The sequence below is a fragment of the Candidatus Paracaedibacter symbiosus genome, assembly GCF_000757605.1.
GTDB classification, from domain to species: domain Bacteria; phylum Pseudomonadota; class Alphaproteobacteria; order Paracaedibacterales; family Paracaedibacteraceae; genus Paracaedibacter_A; species Paracaedibacter_A symbiosus.
Genome location: NZ_JQAK01000001.1, coordinates 468,336 through 488,327 on the forward strand (window position 1 = coordinate 468,336; position 19,992 = coordinate 488,327).

Sequence of the window (19,992 nt, forward strand, 5' to 3'; positions counted from 1 at the left end):
ATTTTTACAGCTCCTCACTAAGTTCTCTCGAAACTATAATATGGAACAACGAATTACTTCGTTTCGAGGTGGAAAACACCATCCCAATCTGGGCCAGGGGGATGTTCTTGAAATACCTTACAACGTTTAATATACATATCCGCTGTCACATCCTTGCCAAAGAGTTGATTGATTCGCTCAAACCCAGCAATTGCCTCTTCCCAACGTTGCTCATGATAAAGGTTGAAGGCTTTATCAAATTGTCGCGAAAAGTCAATCTGCTCATCCGTGGGCACCAGCATGGGATCTGATGCAGTAAGAGCGATTAACTCGTAAATTTTGATCCCGATATTTTTCCCTTTGACGGCCACAACATCCAGCGGGCGAACAATGGCTACATCACGCACTAAATGCAGTGTTTCTTCGCTAATAATAATGTGCGTATGGAAGACTTTATTAACTCCTTCCAACCTTGCGGCCAAGTTCACGTTATCTCCCAGAATTGTATAGTTTAAACGTTCAGATGACCCCATGTTGCCAACGATAACATCTCCTGTGTGAATTCCAATCCGAGTTTCTAGAATAGGTTTTTTCTCAAAATTCCATTTACGATTAAGATCAGCTAATCTTTTTTGACAATGCAGTGCTGCCTTACAAGCATGGAGCGCATGATCGCGATCCGATTGTGGCGCGCCCCAAAAGGCCATAATCGCATCCCCAATATATTTATCGATTGTCCCCTGCTCTTTAATAATAATACTGGTGAGCGCTTCTAAATACTCTGAAAGATGAACCATTAATTTATCGGGTGGATACGTTTCACTAACCGTTGTAAAACCTGCAATATCACTAAAAAAGATTGTTACCCTTTTATTACGCCCACCAATTTTAACTTCGCCCCCTTTGTCGATAAGTTTTCGGACAAGGCTCCGTGGCACAAACTTTCCAAAGGAAACAAGACTTCGCCGCATGGCAGTGATTGATGATTGCAAAAGCTGAATTTCTAAAATTCCTGAATGTACTTCCCGCGGGTCAGAGAGATCAAATTGAGTAATGCTATTAGCCTGTCTTGCTAACCATACAATAGGTCTGGCAATTCTATGTGCCATATAGGAGATGAGAAATATTGAGACAATAAGAATAAATAAGCTAATAAGCATCGTTTGATGCTGGGTTGTTTTAATGGCTCCCACCAGCTCATCTTCTGGCATAACAATCATAAATAACCAGTTTTTAAATAACAGCCCTTCAAAAGATTTAAAAATGGCGACATATTCTTTGCCATTATAAGGAAAGACAGTTTTTTTCTCACCTGTTGATAAATATTGTTTAAAGGCAGCCCCAGGAATTTTTTCCGATAAATCGGCGACATTGACGAGCTGAGTTTCATTTCCTAACACCCTAGCTGTTTCTTCGTTATACGGACTGGCGACGACTTCACCTTTACCGGTTAATATCATGGATAATCCATTAAAATGAATGTCACCTAGAATTTCCTTAAATCCTTCTAGAGGAATATCCGCACCAATCACGCCAAATTCTTTACCTTGATTGCTTTGGAGGGGATAAGAATTCGCAATACCGGGTTGTTTGGTGGTGCTAAAGATATAAATATCCGACCAAGAATTACTTCTGGTTTGCATTGCCCGTTGATACCAGTCTCTCACACGCGGATCATAGGTGACCTGAAACTGAGGAAGCTGTTCACTTTCCAAAATGTTGGAATCCTGGTCTAAATAATTCCAGACTTCAGTTCCCGAGCCTTCCGATCTCTCTAACACCCGCACCGCGTAGGCAGCACGCTTGGGCAATAGCTTGTTAGGCGAAGAACGATAGGTTGACCCTGGCGACAATCTTTTAACTTGAAAGAACATCCCTGTTTCTGTCGCAATAAAAACACTTTCTAAAAAAGGATTATTTTTGACAACGGCAATGCAGTAATCTAACAGAATCTTGTTATTGATGGTAATATCTGAAATGTCCCGAATAATATATGATCCCATTTGGATATCTGACTGAACTGATCCAAAACGATTAGTAATCCGATCAATTTTTGAGCGACTAGTATCGTCGATCATCTTTAATGAAAAGTCCACCATCGTATCGGAGTTATGGCTGTAGGTATAATAGATGATCGAACTTGCCGTTAAAACTTGAAGAATAAAAAAGCTTGAAAGAATATCGAACCTAAGATTCCGATTCCGGATTAGCTTCACAAAAATATTTCTAAAGAAGCGCCATACGTGATCCATATTTTTGTCATACTCTTCGAGGTTTTCATCTTCTAGTATAAAAAAAATTATTAAACCTTGATTAATAAAAAACCTCTCAATCTTACGATGAGAGGTTTTTTTTATGGGAGGCGAGAGAAAGGACTATTAATCCCACTTTCCGTCTTCATCATCCTCTGCTGCATCATCTTCATAATTTCCATTAACGCCCTCAAATCTTTTCTTCAGAGCTGATCCTAAATCGAACTCGCCAGCAGTCTGAGGTTGTTCTTTCAATTGTCTTTCTTGGGAGCTATTCAATTTTTTGCCTTGGCGAATTGCAGCTAGCAAGTCATCCCTGGAATTTCCTGCTTGAGGAGCTCCAATTGGTTGCTCTGCTGGTTTCCGCAATTGCTTTCCACCGCGAATCTGAGACAATAGGTTATCTGGCTGACTCATCATCTGTTGGTTGGCTTGGGGCACTTGAGGATATGCTTGGTTTGCTGCAATAGAGCTACCACCTTGACGTGCTGGTTTATACCCCATAGGAGGAGGTGGAGGTGCAAGAGGTGCAACTTGTTGCATTACAGGTGGTGGGGGAGGCACAAAATCTAAGGATGGCTGGGATTCCATTTCCGAGACCACACTGTCTTCGACAGTTTTTTGGGCAGGCACATATGGAGATGGCATCATTACAGAACCACGGCGTCCAATGCTATCTCTGCGTGAAGGCATAACTGGGGCTTCTTGAACAACTGGTTGGCCTGGTTGCATCTGCACTTCACTACCGGGCATATCCATCAAAACCGATGGTGCTTGAGGCGGAGTAATCGATGGTCGTTGCATCATCATAGAGCCACGAGGTTGATTAATCATACTGTTACGGCGAGGTGCAACTGGCTCTACCACTGCTGCCATCCCGGGTTTCATAGGGCATTGATTAAGCTTTTTTTCGATGTCTTCAGACTTTTTGTCTTTAATCCCAAATTTCCCACTTCTTGCATCCACACATTGTTCTTGGCAAGCCTTTTTAATCTGCTCATTTGTACAAAGGCGAGGATCATCACAAACACCCTTTACTTTTCCAAAAAGCCCAACACCGCCACGACCGTGGCTAGTACAATGAAATGTTGTTCGATCACAAAATTCTTTTAATACATAGCGAGGGTCATTTTTATCATTAACCCCAGCAAGCTCAGCACAAATGCTTTTTCGTTCTTTTGCTGCATTGGAAACGCCAATGGCGCCCGCTCCACTACACAGTGCCAGAGTCAACGGCACGGCAGTTAATAATGTCATTATCTTTGCAAACATAAATTATTCTCCCGAAATTTCTAACTTCTCCTTCAATCTGTAACATTCTAGCAGTTAAAAAGATGTTAACTCGGGAAAAAAAGAGCGCGCAGGGAAGCAGAGAATAAGTCACTCCCCAGAATCGTCATTATGCCTTGTTTGAAGACTCGTAGTAACGAAACTGGAGTTTGAAAGTCGAGAAATAGAGTTACCTTTTAATTCATCACCAATACCGGTTCTTCAATAAGAACTTGAGTATAGGCTTCAGGATAAACAAGTTTGGCCTGACTTACCCTATCTCTCAAGGTTTCAGTCGCGCGTTGAATGCGTTTTGCTTTCAAGCCATTCGTATCCCCCACCGCCATTGAAAAGAGGTGAAAACCTCTGGAATTAGCATCTAGATCATACGTCTTACCAGAGGGAAACTTGGCACCATGAATAGCTTGCTGTAATGAATCACGTAAATGATAAAGCCCATTTTCCAAAAAGCTCGTGGTGAGATAAATTTTGCCTGCGTCATACCGAACATCGCTTAAATCCAGTTTGATCTCCCCAAATTGACCCCGATAATGCGCCACCCAATCGGTGACGATATTCCTCATATGCGCCGCATCGGCTGCCTCCAAATTATGAAGACCCGCAAAAGTAATTTGAAATTGGTTTGGCTCAATATCCTCAACTCTTGCGCCACAATTTTGCACAAAGTCACGATAAAGATGATCATCAGTATTGAGATTAAGAGGACAGGTGATATGGAATCCGTTTGCATAGGCACACATCATTCCACCAAGCAAAAGAACTGTAGTTTTAATGAGTTTTTTTAGCATTTATCGATTATTCTTAAAGGGATATCTATGTTCTATTATAGCGAGTTGAATAATTTTGAGAAGAGGCGTTTTTAAAAAACTTTATCCCCACAGAAAAAATTAAACACTTATTCCTACTGAGCCTAGTGAGCAAGAAATAGATAGAATCGTTTTATTTCTTAAATTTAAAGAAAGTGTAAGACAACGTTATAGTTTGAACATCGGCCATATTAGGGTCAGTGGCAAATTCGGGATCAATATAAAACAAAACCGGCATGTCGACCTTTTGTCCTGGCATCAGCGTTTGCTCATCAAAACAAAAGCAATGGACTTTGCGAAAATAAATCCCTGCCTTATCCGGCGTCACATTATAGGTTGCCATCCCCACGATGGGCTCTCTAGAATAATTTTCTGATTCATAATGCGTCATCGCATTTTCGCCAACTTTAATTTGAATTTGCACTTCCGTGGGGCGAAATCGCCAAGGCAAATCACGGTGTACGTCCGCATTAAAGCGCACATTTAATGTCCGTTCGACCGTTTGTCCAGACGGCACTTCAGCGCGCTGCGTGGTGCCCCCAAACCCTGTTTTTTGGCAAAACATCTGGTAAATCGGTACCGCAGCAAAGGCCATACCTAACATTCCAGTCGCCAAAAAGGCTAATAAAATACCGGTTGTATTTTGAGTTGGTCGCTTCATTTAGGTTCTGTGGAATTTTCTATATAGAGAATATTTTGAGGCACTTAGTGCGACATCCCGCCCAGGCGAACAAAAGAAAGAAAATAGAAAAGAATAGATAAACTCACTAATACGACGAGCATGGCTTGGTTGCGCTTTTTTAGCTTTTGATGGGTCATGAGAATATCCAAATGTCGATTGTTAAGCTTGAAAATATCAAAAATAAATAAGTAATGGAATAGCCAAAAAGTCGCATCGACTTTTGGGATCCCGCCAGGAAGTATAGTTGTACTGCCAACAGTAGAAAACTTCCCCCAAGAACTAGTGCAATACTCAAATAAATCACAGATCCCATACCCACAAAGTAGGGTGCTGCGGTTGCCAAAATTGTCAAAAGTGTATACCCAATGATTTGACGTTTTGTGGAGGCTTCCCCTGCAACGACAGGCATGACGGGCACTTTTGCTTTGAGGTAATCATCATGGCGATAAAGAGAAAGTGCCCAAAAATGCGGAGGTGTCCATAAAAAGATAATGGTAAAAAGAATCCAGGCTTCTATGCCAACATGATTCGTCACGGCCGCCCAACCAATGACCGGTGGCAAAGCACCTGCAGCACCACCAATGACAATATTTTGTGCTGTCCATCGTTTTAGCCAAACAGTATAAATCACCACATAAAAGAAAATGGTAAAGGCAAGCAACGCCGCACTCAGCCAATTGACTGCAATTCCCAAAACCATAACAGATGCAGCGCTCAAAATCATGCCAAAGGCTAAAGCATTATCCGGCGCAATACGACCTGCCGGCAAGGGCCTATCTTTGGTGCGTTGCATGATGGCGTCAATATCGCGGTCATACCACATATTGAGACAACCAGAGGCGCCCGCGCCCACGCTAATGCATAGCACGGTGATAAATCCCAACAAAGGATGGATGTGACCAGGCGCCATCAAAATACCACAGATTGCAGTAAAAATGGACAATGACATCACCCGCGGTTTTAGCAACGCAATGTAATCGCCCAACTCCTCAGATGGATCATCTATCTCATCAAAAGCTATCGCCTTATCAATCATGCAAATTCCTCTGCACCGTTAAAAATACATATCATTAGATTTACGGTAATTTGTTGAAAAAATATAGTTGAAAAAGACGCTTTATCCCCCCCCTCATTCTTTCTATTAAAGTATTTAGGGTATATATAAAGCGTCTTTTTCACTTAGCTGAAAAATTATTTCTATTTAACAAGTGGCTGTTCTTCAAATGTATGGAATGCTGGCGGTGAACTTACCTGCCATTCAAGCGTTGTAGCTCCCTCACCCCATGGATTAGCAGGACACTTCACTTTGTCATAAAAAACGCGGAACACAACGTAGAAAAAGAACAAAGCAGCAAAGCCAGACAAAAAACCGCCAAGCGACGCAACATAGTTCCATCCCGAAAACGCATCTGGATAATCAGGAATACGACGTGGCATCCCTGCCAATCCCAAAAAGTGCATTGGGAAGAACAAAATATTGACACCGATAAAAGTTAGCCAAAAATGAATTTTGCCTAAAGTTTCATTGTATTGATAGCCAGACATTTTGCCAATCCAGTAATAAAACCCAGAGAATAGACCAAAGACCGCCCCCATGGACAGCACATAATGGAAGTGAGCAACAACATAATAAGTATCATGTAAAACGATATCAACTTCACCGTTGGCCAATACAATCCCCGTTAACCCACCAATAGTAAAGAGCAAAACGAAACCAGCAGCAAACATCATGGGGACAGCAAAACGAATCGCCCCGCCCCACATAGTTGCAATCCAGCTGAAAACTTTAATGCCGGTGGGTACTGCAATCACCAAGGTGGCAATGGTAAAGTACGCCCGAGTTGATGTATCTAACCCAACAGTAAACATATGGTGAGCCCACACCACAAACCCAAGAACACCAATTGACACCATAGCATAAGCCATCCCTAAGTAACCAAAAACCGGTTTGCGGGCAAAGGTTGCTATAACGTGGCTGACAATGCCAAACGCTGGCAAAATCATAATGTACACTTCGGGGTGACCAAAAAACCAGAACAAATGTTGGAACAAGACCGGGTCACCACCACCAGCTGGATCAAAAAACGTGGTCGCGAAATTTCTATCAGTTAGGAGCATAGTGATGGCCCCTGCCAAAACAGGAACGGCTAACAACAGCAAAAATGCTGTCACTAACATCGCCCAAACAAATAAGGGCATTTTGTGAAGACTCATCCCAGGCGCACGCATATTAAAAATAGTCGTAATAAAGTTTATCGCCCCCAAAATTGAGGACGCTCCAGCTAAGTGTAAACTCAAGAGCATGTAGTCAACCGCTGGCCCACTATGCCCTAAAACAGAGCTTAACGGCGGATAAAAGGTCCAACCTGTGCCAGCTCCTGCCTCTGTCATTCCTGATAAAATTAACAGAGTAAGAGAGGGGACCATCAGCCAAAAACTGATGTTATTAAGGCGAGGAAAAGCCATATCTGGAGCCCCAATCATAATGGGAACAAACCAGTTACCAAAGCCACCAATGAGGGCTGGCATCACCATAAAGAAGATCATTAACAAGCCATGAGCTGAGATGATCACATTATAAAGTTGATGATCCCCTCCCAAAACCATACCGCCTGGATGCATGAGCTGCCAACGAATAACCATCGATAAACCACCACCTAACACTCCTGCAAACATCGCAAAAATAATGTAAAGTGTTCCGATATCTTTATGGTTAGTAGAAAGAAGCCAACGACGCCATCCTGTTGGATGATGGTCATGGGGATCATGATGATCGGCATATGCCAAAGTATTCGACATGAGTGTCTACCTCTAATTTATTTTGCTTTTTTTGAATTGAGCCATTCGTCATAGTGTTGTTCAGAGACAACTTTGACTGCAATAGGCATAAACCCGTGTTTAACACCGCATAACTCCGAGCATTGACCATAATAGGTCCCCTCTTTTTCGATGCGGAACCAAGTTTCATTAAGACGGCCTGGAACAGCGTCTTTTTTAATGCCTAAAGAGGGAACAGCAAAGCTATGCAAAACGTCTTCTGACGTCACGACCACACGCACCGTTTTCCCCGCAGGAACAACAATTGGATTATCCACATCCAGCAATCGAAGTTGCCCTGGTTTTAGGTCTTTTTCTTCAATCATTAAACTATCAAACTGAACTTTTTGCTCAGGATATTCATACGTCCAATACCATTGATGCCCAATTGCCTTAACAGTTAAATCAGCATTTTCGATTTTACTAGCAAAAAACATCAGCTTGAGTGACGGAATCCCAATTACAACCAGAATCAACACAGGAAGTAAGGTCCACACAACCTCAAGCAATGTATGATGGGCTGTCTGGGAGGGAACAGGATTTCGAGAGGCGCGGAATCGATACAATACATAAACCAGAAGCGCTGTAACAAATATGGCGATACACGTAATAATTACCAATAGCAGGTGATGCATTTCGTTGATCCCCTCCATAATTGGAGAGGCAGCTGACTGAAACCCTATCTGCCAAGGCTGCGGTACAGCGGCATTGGCATTTTGACTGAGCAACGAAATTAAATGAATGACTCCATTTGCAACGGACATTGTCGACCCTTAAAATTCAGTTTAATTAAAAATCTATCAAAAACATTGTGCCTTTATTATGCACAAGAAACAAGAGGATTTAACAACTTCATTTAAGCTCGTTTAAAGTTTTCGTGAGATAAGTAAGCTCGCTCCTTATTCTATACCAAAAAGTCTAATATAGAAAAAATTAAGAGGAGCGAGGCTTTCTTGCACCCTAAATTCCTTGATCTATTTTGTTTTTTGTTGGCAACTTTGGCGAACTAGATAAACTATTCCCTCTAAATTTAAATTCAATTTAGCTAAAAATAGCTTAAAAATTAGGGTGATTTACGAAAGGCGCCGGCGCATCTAGGAAATTTTTTTAAGATTACTTTTTATCCTCAAACACTTTAAGTATGCAAAATTATGCCCTCCGATAGCGGGAAGCTTTTATAGTGAAACGATGCTAATAGTCAGCCCTTTTTAAAGCTTTAAGGAGGCGGAAGATTTTTTATGCAGGGGTGATGTTAATCAAGAAGACGCGTGGGAAAGCCACCTTCTTGCAACTTTTCAATAATTTTTTGTGCATGCTCAACATTTCTTGTCTCAATAACAGCATCCACCTCAGCCATCTTTGCGCCAATCAACGAAAATAAACGCTGATGATTGATCTCAAAAATATTACCACCATTCTCACCAATAATTTTTGAGAGTTTTGATAATACACCAGGCGCATCGTAAATTTGAATTTTCAACCTCACCATTTTCCCTTGGCGCACTAAAGATCGCAGGACCACTGACGATAGAATCCGCGCATCAACATTCGCGCCACAAATCACAACTCCTACTGTCTTGCCACTAAAAAGTTCAGGTTCCGTCAACAATGCCGCAATCCCAGAAGCCCCTGCCCCTTCTGCCACAACCTTGACGTGGGTTAAGAGATAGTCAATCGCTGCTTCAATGTGGTCCTCGCTGACCCCAATCATGTCATGTAGTTTTTCTTTTAAAATGCTTTGCGTCAGCACCCCGGGTTGCTTCACAGCGATACCTTCAGCGAGTGGCAAAGTTCCTGCATCCGGTGGCATAAACCAACGTTCCGGATAAATGGCCTGAATCATTGCCGGGCAGTAGGTCGACTGCACACCGTAGATATGCATGTCAGGTTTCAACGTTTTTGCCACAATTGACATCCCTGCAGCCAAACCACCACCGCCAACTGGGATAATCAGAGTATCCAGCGCTGGTATATCCTCTAACATTTCCAGTGCCACCGTCCCTTGGCCTGCAATAATTGCTGGATCATCATAGGGATGAATCAAAGTGAAGCCTGCTTCAGCAATCAATTCTTGCGCTTTTACCCCGGCTTCACTCAAATTTTCACCCGACAATACAACCGTCGCGCCAAGCGCCTGCGTACGCTCAATCTTCGCCACCGGCGTATTGGTTGGCATAATAATTGTTGCCGGAATCCCCAATTTGTGGGCATGATAGGCCACTCCTTGGGCATGATTACCTGCCGACATTGCCACCACTCCACGCTGTTGTTGGGTGGCAGTCAATTGCCTCATTTTGATCAACGCTCCCCGCGGCTTAAAGGAATTTGTTACCTGAAGACTTTCTAACTTCAGATACACTTTACCTTGAATAAGCTTACCTAGCTCCAAACACTCTACTGTTGGTGTGCGAATGAGATTACCTTTAATTGCCTCAGCCGCTTGCTTTATTGCGTCAAATGTAACCGTCATTTTTGTAAATACTTTATCGTTTATTTTTAATACACGTTCATGTCCTTTGATAATGACACAATTTAGTTAAAATTTTCTACTCTATTTAAAAAGGTGGAGGGAATGTTACGCTGACTCCACGTTTTGTTTTTAAAACGAATAAAAATAAGTTAAATTTTATTTATACTTAAACTCAATGAAAAATGGCACCATGATAGAACCTAAACAAAACGCACTCCTTTGCCTAGCAACCGACGGATTTCATAAGGTAAGTTATACGGATTGGGGGAGCCTTGACTCCCAGAAAATTGCAATTTGTGTCCATGGAGTGTCGCGTAATGGTCGCGATTTTGATTACTTAGCGCGTGCATTAGCGGCGGATGGTTACCGAGTCATTTGTCCAGATATGCCGGGGCGTGGTAAAAGTGATTGGCTGCCCCTTGCTCTTGATTATAACATGCCGCTGATGGCCACTATTCTGACCACTTTCATTAACGTTTTTCCCAGCGATGAATTGTTATGGATTGGTACCTCTATGGGTGGATTACTTGGGATGCTGATGGCCTCCCGTGCTAATACGCCTATTAAAAAACTAATCCTCAACGACGTGGGGCCCCATCTTAATGCGGAACCTTTAAAAAAAATCGTGCAATACTTGAGTTTAATGCCGACCTTTAAAACCCGGGATCTTGCCAAACATTTTTTGAGCCAAATTCTCGCCCCGTTTGGCGTAAAAACAGACGAGCATCTAGACCACCTCACCACTTACAGTTTTTTCGTAAATGATCAAGGGGAATATCAACTCGCCTATGACCCAAAAATCCTAAGCACTTTTCAAGCAGAAGAAGCCAATCTTTGGCCATTTTGGGAGCCGATTGAATGCCCCATTCTGATATTACGGGGAAAAAATTCAGAGATTCTCACAAAAGAAACAGCAATGAAGATGCTGGAAAAACCCCACGTTGCTTTGGCAGAATTCGAAGGTGTTGCTCATGCTCCAGCCTTAATGGATGATGAGCAGATCATGACAATCATCCAATGGTTAAAAAAATAAGACTAACACCATTTTAGTCGCTTTTTGATTATTATCTAAAGCTATATCAGCCCCGTTATAGTAAACAGAGGGTACAATGTGCATCCCCTTGGGCAAGGGGACATCCTCTTAAATCTCCCAACCCCTGCTTTTATAAACCGCGCGCCATCCTTCCCAAAATACCGCCTCCGCAAAGAAAAAAGCTGACTATTATAAAAATGAATAAATTATCATATACAAATTTATCAAAAATTGATTTAATAGACTAATATGAATTTGCCTTACAGGATTTTTAAATGTCTGGCCTTAAACACTTCGTTTTTCATCAATTAAAAAGAGCTTGGCTATATTTAAAAAAATTCTGGAAGCCACTGGCAATTATGGTTACCGTGATTGCACTTATTATTGCCGCCAAAATAGTTCCATCCCTCTTTATGGATTTTACACCTCCCCCGGTTGCAGTGGCAGCAATCCCAGCTGTAGAAGAAACGTGGCATAGAGAACTCCCCGCCATTGGCACATTGCAGGCAGTCCAGTCTGTCACCATTGCTCCTGAAGTGGAAGGGCGCATCACCGCTATCCACTTTAAAGCTGGGCAAACAGTGATAGCAGGTGATCCAATCATTCAACTCAACGATGCAACAGAACAAGCTGATCTTACCCGCTTTGCGGCTCAGTTAACCTACGCTCAAGCTACCGTCAATCGTTCGAAAAAATTGATCAAAAGCAGTTTTGAATCACAAGCAGATCTTGACCAAAAATCGGCAACAGAGTTGCAAAACGAAGCGCAAGTGATGCAGGCAAAAGCTGTTATTGACAAAAAAAATGTACGGGCTCCTTTTGACGGTATTTTAGGAATCCGCCAGGTTGATCTGGGTCAATATTTGCAACCAGGAACAACTGTTGTCACGTTAACAAATGCCAAAAAACTTTTTGTTAACTTTACTCGCCCCGAACGGGATCGGGCTATTATTTCAGTTGGTCAAAAAGTGATGGTCAAGGTTGATGCCTTTCCTAATAAAAAATTTGAGTCAATTGTCACGACCATTGAGCCACAGATAAGTGCTGAAACCCGCAACATTAAAATTCAAGCCACCATGGATAATGATGACTTATTATTGTCTCCTGGCATGTTTGCCTCACTGAAACTCATCCTTCCCACAGAAGATCATGTCGTCACTGTCCCAGAGACAGCTGTCGATTTCTCCCTGTACGGGAATGCTGTTTATGTCATCGTGGAAGATGGAAAAGATAAAAAAGGGACTCCGCGCACAATCGTCAAACGCCATTACGTTGAGGTTGGTGAACACCAGAAAGGTAAAGCCTCTATTCTTAAAGGAATTAAGGCAGGTGACCTTGTTGTGGTTTCGGGACAATTAAAACTTGATGATGGAACTAACGTTGTGGTTGATAAAGGGGCGCCACCCCTCACACCACCAGAGAAACTAACGATTTATTAGGTAATAAAATGCGTTTCACAGATATTTTTGTCCGCCGACCTATTCTTGCTGGGGTTGTAAATGTCTTGATTTTACTGATTGGGTTGAGTTCACTTAACTCTCTTACTGTCAGACAATATCCAGAACTCACCAATACAGTGGTTACCATCACGACTATTTATCCAGGGGCCACTGCAGAACTTATGCAGGGATTTGTGACAACACCAATCCAACAATCGGTCGCCTCAGCCGATGGGGTGGAATATCTCACTTCTGCAAGCAAGCAAGGGACCAGCACGATTACCGCCTACATTCGACTTAACTTTCCTCCTGATGTGGCGATGACCGAAATCATGGCCAAAGTCCAAGAAGTCAACAGTATCTTGCCAAAAGAAATTCAATCTCCTGTGATTTCTAAATCAACGGGGGAAACCTATGATATTCTTTATGTGGGTTTTAGTTGCCCTGATATGACGGACGAACAAATCACTGACTATATTAAACGGCAGATTCAACCACGCGTCTCAACGATTTCAGGAGTGGCGGGTATCGATTTAATTGGAGCACAAACATTCGCGATGCGCCTGTGGATTGACCCAAACAAAATGAGTGCCCGTGATGTCTCAGCAACAGACATTTATAATGCCCTCCTCAAAAACAATTATCAATCGGCCCCCGGGCAGACAAAAGGGCATTTTGTCACCTACCATGTTCAAGCCAACACAGATCTTGAAAGTGTGGAACAATTCAAAGATATGATCATCAAAAGTGATGGCTTAAGTGTAGTTCGCATGGGTGATATTGCTTATATTGAGCTCTCTTCTGAAAACTATGATTCTATTGTGAAAATGAATGGGCAACAATCCGTATTTATCGGTATTAAAAATACCCCAACATCAAATCCTCTCACGGTCGTTAGCAATGTTTTAAAAATGCTGGAAGAGTATAAACCCAACCTTCCCCCTCATTTTACTTACACCGTTGCGTATGACTCAACAGAATTTATTGTTGAATCTATCGGTGAAGTAATCCAAACTCTCGGCGAAGCGATTTTGATTGTGATTGTCGTCATCTTCTTATTCTTAGGAAGTTTCCGCGCCGTTACCATTCCTGTTGTGACTATTCCACTCTCGATTATTGGGGTTGCTACGGTTCTACTTACCCTTGGCTTTAGTATTAATCTGTTGACTCTTTTGGCGATGGTATTGGCCATAGGTTTGGTGGTGGATGATGCGATTGTGGTGGTCGAAAATGTCTACCGTCATATTGCGACGGGAAAAACACCCTTTGAAGCCGCCATTATTGGATCACGTGAAATTGCCGTTCCTGTCATCACGATGACGATTACTCTTGTTGCCGTCTATACGCCAATTGCTTTTATGGGGGGAGTTACTGGAACATTGTTTCGCGAATTTGCTCTCACCCTAGCAGGATCTGTGGTTATTTCAGGGATTGTGGCGTTAACTCTCTCGCCAATGATGTGTTCTAAGATCCTTACAAAAGAAGCCCTCAGTGGCAGCTTTGCTTTGAAGATTGAACATCTATTTCATGAATTAAGTATGAAATATCAAAGAATCTTAAAAAACGTCATTCAAAAGCGCCATGTTGTTATCTTCGTCTTCGTTTTGATTTTAGGGACAAGCTGGTTTTTCACTCTCTTTATTCCATCAGAACTTGCTCCACACGAGGATCAAGGGATTGTGATGGTGTCAACCAAGGCGCCTCAATATGCCAACATTGACTACACTTCCTATTATACTGATCGTCTTTATGATATCTTAAAGGAAAACCATGAACGGCATATGATCTTCACCTTTGCAGGTCTTACAACTTATAATGATGGGTTTGGAGGGCTGATTTTAAAACCTTGGAGTAAAAGAAAACGCTCATCCCACCAAATATTAGCTGAGATGCAAGGGAAATTTGGCGGCATCACTGGGATACAAGCATTTGCTTTTGAGCCTGCTCCTCTTCCAGGTAGTGCTGGTGGCCTTCCCATTCAGTTTGTGATCAACAGTATGGCTGACCACCGGGTAATTTTCCAAGTTATGGAAAAGCTCAAAGCTGATGCTATGAAAAGTGGGCACTTCATGGTGGTGGACAGTGATTTAAACTTCAACAATCCAACCCTTAAAATTGACATTAACCATTCCAAAGCCACCCAAATGAATGCTAGCATGCAAGATATTGGCTCTACTTTGGCGCTGATGATGGGAGAAAACTATGTCAACTTTTTCAATCTCTATGGACGGAGCTATAAAGTCATCCCGATGTCAGAACGAGGCTTTCGCCTTACTCCTGAAAGTGTGGGTGACTTTTACATTAATATGTCCAATGGGCGCCAATTCCCCCTCAATACGATAGCTGATTTGAGAATTGAAACCCAGGCCAATCAGCTCTATCAATTTAACCAAATTAACTCTGCCACTTTCCAAGCTATGTTAATGCCTCATGCGAAGATGGGCGACGCAATCAGCTATTTGATTTCCTATGGAAAACAAAATCTACCCGCTGGGTTTACCTATGACTTTTTGTCCGAATCGCGTCAATATGTTCAGGAAGGAAATGCCCTTTATGCGATATTCATTTTTGCCGTTGTCATCATTTTCTTGGTTCTTGCCGCCCAATTTGAAAGTTTACGAGATCCGTTTGTAATTATGCTAAGTGTCCCTATGTCAATCTTTGGCGCTTTGTTCATTCTCTTCTTAGGTACTGCATCTTTAAATATTTATTCCGAAATTGGCCTTATTACCCTGGTGGGTCTCATCACCAAACATGGGATTTTAATTGTCGAGTTTGCCAATCAACTTCAACTTGACCACGGCCGAACCCGAGAACAAGCAATCGTTGAATCTGCAACCATTCGCCTGCGACCAATTTTAATGACTACAGCGGCGATGGTTGTGGGCCTTGTACCATTGCTGATGGCCACAGGTGCTGGTGCTGCCAGTCGGTTCAGCATCGGCATTGTGATTGTTGCGGGTATGCTGATTGGAACAACTTTTACAATTTTTGTCGTTCCCTCCTTCTATATGTTAATTAGTCGTCCAAAAACGGCGTTACCGGATATTAGCCATATAGAGTGACTTAGCCCAAAACTGCGCTATAAAACGTGCCACTTCGGATGAGAGTTATTATAAAAGGATGAGGAGAGCCTGCTCTCCTTTATACTGCAGAAACTGCACTCATGCTGCTCTCTTACCTTTGGCTCATTGGCCGTTGCTGTGGCTGATATTGTTGTTGTAATAGGGGCCGTTGTCCTGTTGGCTGCTGAGGAGGAATTGGGCGCCGGCTCTGTTGAAGATTTATTGGTGCCCTTCCCGCCTGAGATAATGGCCTTGGTTGATTGTTGGCAATGACAGATTACCTTAAAGCTGTATTTTTAGTGTATTGCGATTGGCTACCACTTAAGCTTCTAACATGGCGATAATAATCTATTTTGGCTTTACAGACAAAAGGGCGTAAATCTTTTTTCGCATCTCGTTCTGCCAATGCTTCCTTAATATCATTAATCGCTTTATAAAATTCAGGACTAGTCAGCAACTGTTGAACTGCAACCCGCATTTGAGTGAGGTTTTTCTCACTAAAATCATCAAATTTTTTAGTTTCAACCTTGAATGAAAGACGATTATAAGTGATACCAGGGATAAGTTTCATCATCATATCTGTCAGCCCAGATCGCCCCCTCGATTGTTGACGAGATTGTTGACGAGATTGTTGGCGCTAGCATGGTAGGAAAACCTCCCGCTGTCGCCCCCTTTGAGGTCACCCTACGTGGTTCCTCCAAATTGCCGCTGGCAATGGAGATAACAACATATCTTCTGCCAGGGTAGATTTTTTGCGCCTCTAACAACCCCAAAAGAGTTGGCGACATTGCAAAAAACCCAGCATCTACCAAGGCTCGATCTTTACCACTAATCTTCTTTTCAAAGGGTTTATAGAATACTGGTGCCGCACTTGAGGCGCGAACAGCTTCTCATAAATACGCATTCTTCTGAACGCCTTCACACGCGTCTACGGTTGAAAACAAAAAAGCTCTGGAAAACCAGAGCTTTTTTGATTGAGAAAGAAACGTTGGGTAGAGGATTAATAATCCATGCCACCCATACCGCCCATGCCACCCATACCACCCATTGGAGCAGCAGGTTGTTTTGGTTCAGGCTTTTCAGCAATCATTGCTTCTGTTGTAATCAACAAGCTAGCAACGGAAGCTGCATCCTGAAGGGCTGTACGCACAACTTTAACTGGATCAATGATACCGAATTCAAACATATCGCCAAAGCGGTCGTGTTGGGCATCGTACCCGTAGCTGTGATTGTTAGCATCAGTCAGCTTACCAACAATGATGGACCCTTCTTGGCCAGCATTGAAAGCGATTTGACGGCAAGGCGCAGACAATGCTTGACGAACGATACGAACGCCTGCTTCTTGGTCGCTGTTGGCTGTCTTCAAACCTTCAAGTTTCTTGATGGAATAAAGCAGCGCAACGCCACCACCAGGGATAACCCCTTCTTCAACAGCTGCCCGTGTTGCATGCATTGCATCTTCAACGCGGTCTTTGCGTTCTTTCACTTCGATTTCGGTTGCTCCACCAACGCGAATAACAGCAACACCACCACTGAGTTTTGCCAAGCGTTCTTGCAGTTTTTCACGATCGTAATCGGAAGAAGATTCTTCCACTTGCGCGCGAATCTGGCCACAACGAGCTTGAATCATTTCTTTGTCACCAGCACCATTCACGATTGTTGTATCATCTTTGGTGATTGTGACTTTGCGAGCTGTTCCCAACATGTCCATCGTGACATTTTCAAGCTTAATCCCGAGATCTTCAGAAATAACTTGACCGCCGGTAAGAATTGCGAGGTCTTCAATCATTGCTTTACGACGATCACCAAAACCAGGTGCCTTCACCGCAGCCACTTTCAAACCACCACGAAGCTTGTTCACAACCAAGGTTGCTAATGCTTCGCCTTCAACATCTTCCGCAATGATGAGTAATGGACGACCAGATTGAACAACTGTTTCCAAAACTGGTAACATAGCTTGCAAACCGGTTAGCTTTTTCTCATAAATCAAGATAAATGGATTTTCGAGATCACAAATCATTTTTTCTGGATTGGTGATGAAATATGGGGAAATGTAGCCACGATCGAACTGCATCCCTTCAACAACGTCCAATTCAGTTTGAAGTGACTTGGCTTCTTCAATGGTGATCACACCTTCTTTACCAACTTTTTCAACGGCTTTGGCCAACATTTCGCCAATTTCTTTTTCACCGTTTGCAGAAATTGTGCCGACTTGGGCAATTTCTTCAGATGTTGAAACTTTTTTAGCGCGTGATTTCAAATCAGTCACGATTGTTTCAACAGCGATATCAATGCCGCGGCGAAGATCCATTGGGTTCATGCCTGCAGCCACAGCCTTAATACCTTCGCGAACGATTGCTTGTGCCAAAACAGTTGCTGTTGTCGTACCATCACCTGCCAAGTCAGATGTCTTGGAAGCAACTTCACGCAACATTTGCGCACCCATGTTTTCGAACTTGTCGCTTAGTTCAATTTCTTTTGCAACGGTAACACCATCTTTTGTAATACGAGGAGATCCAAATGATTTTTCAATAACAACGTTACGACCTTTAGGACCCAATGTTACTTTCACTGCGTCTGCCAAAATGTCAACACCACGGAGCATACGCTCACGAGCATCGGCGGAAAAACGTACTTCTTTAGCTGCCATTTTATACCTCTTAAAAAATTGATGAGAGAATTTTGATCTCTTTAAACAAGGATACCAACGATATCTGTTTCTTTCATGACGAGATAGTCTTGGCCATCAATCTTGATTTCCGTACCAGACCATTTACCAAATAGAATACGATCACCCTTTTTGACATCAAGCGGTGTCACTGTTCCATTTTCGTGGCGAATCCCAGGGCCAACAGCGATTACTTCGCCTTCCTGTGGCTTTTCTTTAGCTGTATCGGGAATAATGATTCCAGATTTTGTTTTTTCTTCAACATCAACACGTTTCACAAGAACGCGATCATGTAATGGTCTTAATTGCATTGCTGTATCTCCTTTAATTACTTATATCAGCACTCACTTAAAGGGAGTGCTGATTTTGTACCGCAGATTGATAGGTATTGTCAAGATGGTCTATTAATTCTTTATGCAGGTCAATCGAGATTGTTGGATTTTTTCTCTCAATCCCTCCTTTTTCCCAAAAAATTGCCAAAATTTCTTTAAAGCCCATATTTAGCTATTTCTATGTTATACTGCCTCTCCTTGGTAAGCACCAAACAACAGGAAAGGAAAAAGACCATGCGTTCGAAAAAAAATTGATTAAAGATTTAGGTACTCTTTATCAACAAGCCTTATCCCATGAAAATTTGACCACCGCGCTGAAGATTATTGAACTGCAAGCAAAGCTGGAGGGATATCTGACAACAACCAAATCCAAAAACTTTTCCATCAAAGAACTATCAGATAGCGACATTGATACCATGATTCAAGAGTTGGAAGGTGTTTAGATTTCTTCCATTGCTACACTGGGCCGATCCTTCGTGCGGCCCAATATATCCAAAATAGAAAATCAGCTTGAATTCAGGAAATACCTCTGATTGCCCTACCGACTTTGCTTTACATCTTCTCCTCAATAAAAGATCTAAGACAAGTTTAACGATGATTAAGTAGGATAGGTAGATGTTTAGAGAGGGTGTCGGCTTGTCTTCTACCATACGCTGCCTTTATTAGCTCCAAGATAAAATCAGAGAAATAAATTCGGTAGGCTTCTACAGGACATTAAAAAAAATTGAATTGCAACCTATTTTCAATTTGTCATCCCCCGAAATATAAAAAAGATTACATTGCTGGGGATGACATATAAGGTACATATTACAAAAAAATCAATAACCTAAGTTACATTTCTTTGTTTGGTAAATTGTATTTAAATTTGCTTTTCGTTCATCTAAAGCTTTAATTGCATCATTCACATTCATGTGAGTTGCAATTAGACCTGGCCAAAAGAAAATAGCAGCAGCTACATTGGTTCCAGTTGCTCCTTTTTCTGCTTGAACTTCACGGCGAGCTTTTTCACAATGCTCCATCTCTGCTCTTAGTTGACCACAATCTAATGATTGATCAGTAACCTTTGTAGGTTCGATGATATCCGGACAAGCACACCCAGAAAGCGCAAAAATAATTCCCATTGTAGCGCCCAGTTTAATTTTTTTCATTACAAATTCTC

General features: G+C 42.2%; 19 protein-coding genes. 5 read left to right on the plus strand and 14 right to left on the minus strand.

Annotated elements, in window-relative coordinates; genetic code table 11:
• Positions 1 to 53: 53 nt before the first annotated feature.
• The 8 genes from IG80_RS0102175 to IG80_RS0102210 all read right to left on the minus strand — a co-directional run bounded on the left by IG80_RS0102175 (position 54) and on the right by IG80_RS0102210 (position 10,296).
• Positions 54 to 2,231 (minus strand): adenylate/guanylate cyclase domain-containing protein, encoded by a 2,178-nt coding sequence (locus IG80_RS0102175; RefSeq protein WP_032112394.1) that lies wholly within the window; start codon positions 2,229 to 2,231, stop codon positions 54 to 56.
• Between the two features lie 126 nt (positions 2,232 to 2,357).
• On the minus strand, positions 2,358 to 3,488 hold the full coding sequence (locus IG80_RS0102180) for a WH2 domain-containing protein (protein ID WP_198027097.1): 1,131 nt from the start codon (positions 3,486 to 3,488) through the stop codon (positions 2,358 to 2,360).
• Between the two features lie 209 nt (positions 3,489 to 3,697).
• Positions 3,698 to 4,309, minus strand: coding sequence for a hypothetical protein (locus IG80_RS0102185; protein WP_032112396.1), 612 nt, complete (start codon positions 4,307 to 4,309; stop codon positions 3,698 to 3,700).
• A 151-nt stretch (positions 4,310 to 4,460) separates the two neighbouring features.
• A complete protein-coding gene (locus IG80_RS0102190) occupies positions 4,461 to 4,988 on the minus strand; it encodes a cytochrome c oxidase assembly protein (RefSeq protein WP_032112397.1) in 528 nt (175 codons plus the stop codon).
• Between the two features lie 154 nt (positions 4,989 to 5,142).
• Positions 5,143 to 6,045 (minus strand): heme o synthase, encoded by a 903-nt coding sequence (locus IG80_RS0102195; protein ID WP_156962000.1) that lies wholly within the window; start codon positions 6,043 to 6,045, stop codon positions 5,143 to 5,145.
• A gap of 161 nt (positions 6,046 to 6,206) precedes the next feature.
• Positions 6,207 to 7,808, minus strand: coding sequence for a cytochrome c oxidase subunit I (gene ctaD / locus IG80_RS0102200; RefSeq protein ID WP_032112399.1), 1,602 nt, complete (start codon positions 7,806 to 7,808; stop codon positions 6,207 to 6,209).
• A 17-nt stretch (positions 7,809 to 7,825) separates the two neighbouring features.
• Entirely contained in the window at positions 7,826 to 8,590 is a 765-nt protein-coding gene (gene coxB / locus IG80_RS0102205; protein ID WP_032112400.1) for a cytochrome c oxidase subunit II, read from the minus strand.
• Between the two features lie 488 nt (positions 8,591 to 9,078).
• The gene (locus IG80_RS0102210) at positions 9,079 to 10,296 is read right to left on the minus strand and encodes a threonine ammonia-lyase (protein ID WP_032112401.1); all 1,218 of its coding nucleotides are present in this window, start codon (positions 10,294 to 10,296) and stop codon (positions 9,079 to 9,081) included.
• Between the two features lie 190 nt (positions 10,297 to 10,486).
• On the opposite strand from IG80_RS0102210, the gene IG80_RS0102215 reads away from it, so the two are divergent.
• The 4 genes from IG80_RS0102215 (at position 10,487) to IG80_RS16095 (ending at position 16,106) form a co-directional block, all read left to right on the plus strand.
• Positions 10,487 to 11,329 carry an alpha/beta fold hydrolase gene (locus IG80_RS0102215; RefSeq protein ID WP_198027098.1) on the plus strand — a complete coding sequence of 281 codons (843 nt, stop codon included), beginning with the start codon at positions 10,487 to 10,489 and terminating at the stop codon, positions 11,327 to 11,329.
• 275 nt (positions 11,330 to 11,604) lie between these two features.
• A complete protein-coding gene (locus IG80_RS0102220) occupies positions 11,605 to 12,768 on the plus strand; it encodes an efflux RND transporter periplasmic adaptor subunit (protein WP_052045892.1) in 1,164 nt (387 codons plus the stop codon).
• 8 nt (positions 12,769 to 12,776) lie between these two features.
• Positions 12,777 to 15,833: an efflux RND transporter permease subunit gene (locus IG80_RS0102225; RefSeq protein ID WP_032112403.1), complete on the plus strand. Its 3,057-nt coding sequence runs from the start codon at positions 12,777 to 12,779 to the stop codon at positions 15,831 to 15,833.
• A gap of 126 nt (positions 15,834 to 15,959) precedes the next feature.
• Positions 15,960 to 16,106 carry a hypothetical protein gene (locus IG80_RS16095; protein WP_156962001.1) on the plus strand — a complete coding sequence of 49 codons (147 nt, stop codon included), beginning with the start codon at positions 15,960 to 15,962 and terminating at the stop codon, positions 16,104 to 16,106.
• A gap of 4 nt (positions 16,107 to 16,110) precedes the next feature.
• Here IG80_RS16095 and IG80_RS0102230 read toward each other — a convergent pair whose 3' ends face one another.
• From IG80_RS0102230 to IG80_RS15505, 5 genes are all read right to left on the minus strand, one after another.
• Positions 16,111 to 16,410, minus strand: a complete 300-nt coding sequence (locus tag IG80_RS0102230; protein WP_156962002.1) for a hypothetical protein — start codon at positions 16,408 to 16,410, stop codon at positions 16,111 to 16,113.
• On the minus strand, positions 16,376 to 16,621 hold the full coding sequence (locus IG80_RS0102235) for a hypothetical protein (RefSeq protein WP_198027100.1): 246 nt from the start codon (positions 16,619 to 16,621) through the stop codon (positions 16,376 to 16,378). The genes IG80_RS0102230 and IG80_RS0102235 overlap by 35 nt, the downstream gene beginning before the upstream one ends.
• A 212-nt stretch (positions 16,622 to 16,833) precedes the next feature.
• Entirely contained in the window at positions 16,834 to 18,483 is a 1,650-nt protein-coding gene (gene groL / locus IG80_RS0102240) for a chaperonin GroEL (protein WP_032112406.1), read from the minus strand.
• 41 nt (positions 18,484 to 18,524) lie between these two features.
• Positions 18,525 to 18,812 carry a co-chaperone GroES gene (gene groES, locus IG80_RS0102245; protein WP_032112407.1) on the minus strand — a complete coding sequence of 96 codons (288 nt, stop codon included), beginning with the start codon at positions 18,810 to 18,812 and terminating at the stop codon, positions 18,525 to 18,527.
• Between the two features lie 37 nt (positions 18,813 to 18,849).
• Positions 18,850 to 18,999, minus strand: coding sequence for a hypothetical protein (locus IG80_RS15505; protein WP_198027101.1), 150 nt, complete (start codon positions 18,997 to 18,999; stop codon positions 18,850 to 18,852).
• Positions 19,000 to 19,084: 85 nt separating this feature from the next.
• Here IG80_RS15505 and IG80_RS15510 point away from each other — a divergent pair, with 85 nt between their 5' ends.
• Positions 19,085 to 19,276: a hypothetical protein gene (locus IG80_RS15510; RefSeq protein WP_198027105.1), complete on the plus strand. Its 192-nt coding sequence runs from the start codon at positions 19,085 to 19,087 to the stop codon at positions 19,274 to 19,276.
• A gap of 375 nt (positions 19,277 to 19,651) precedes the next feature.
• Here the strand turns inward: IG80_RS15510 and IG80_RS0102255 are convergent, their stop codons facing one another.
• Positions 19,652 to 19,981, minus strand: a complete 330-nt coding sequence (locus IG80_RS0102255; RefSeq protein ID WP_032112409.1) for a hypothetical protein — start codon at positions 19,979 to 19,981, stop codon at positions 19,652 to 19,654.
• Between the last annotated feature and the right edge of the window lie 11 nt (positions 19,982 to 19,992).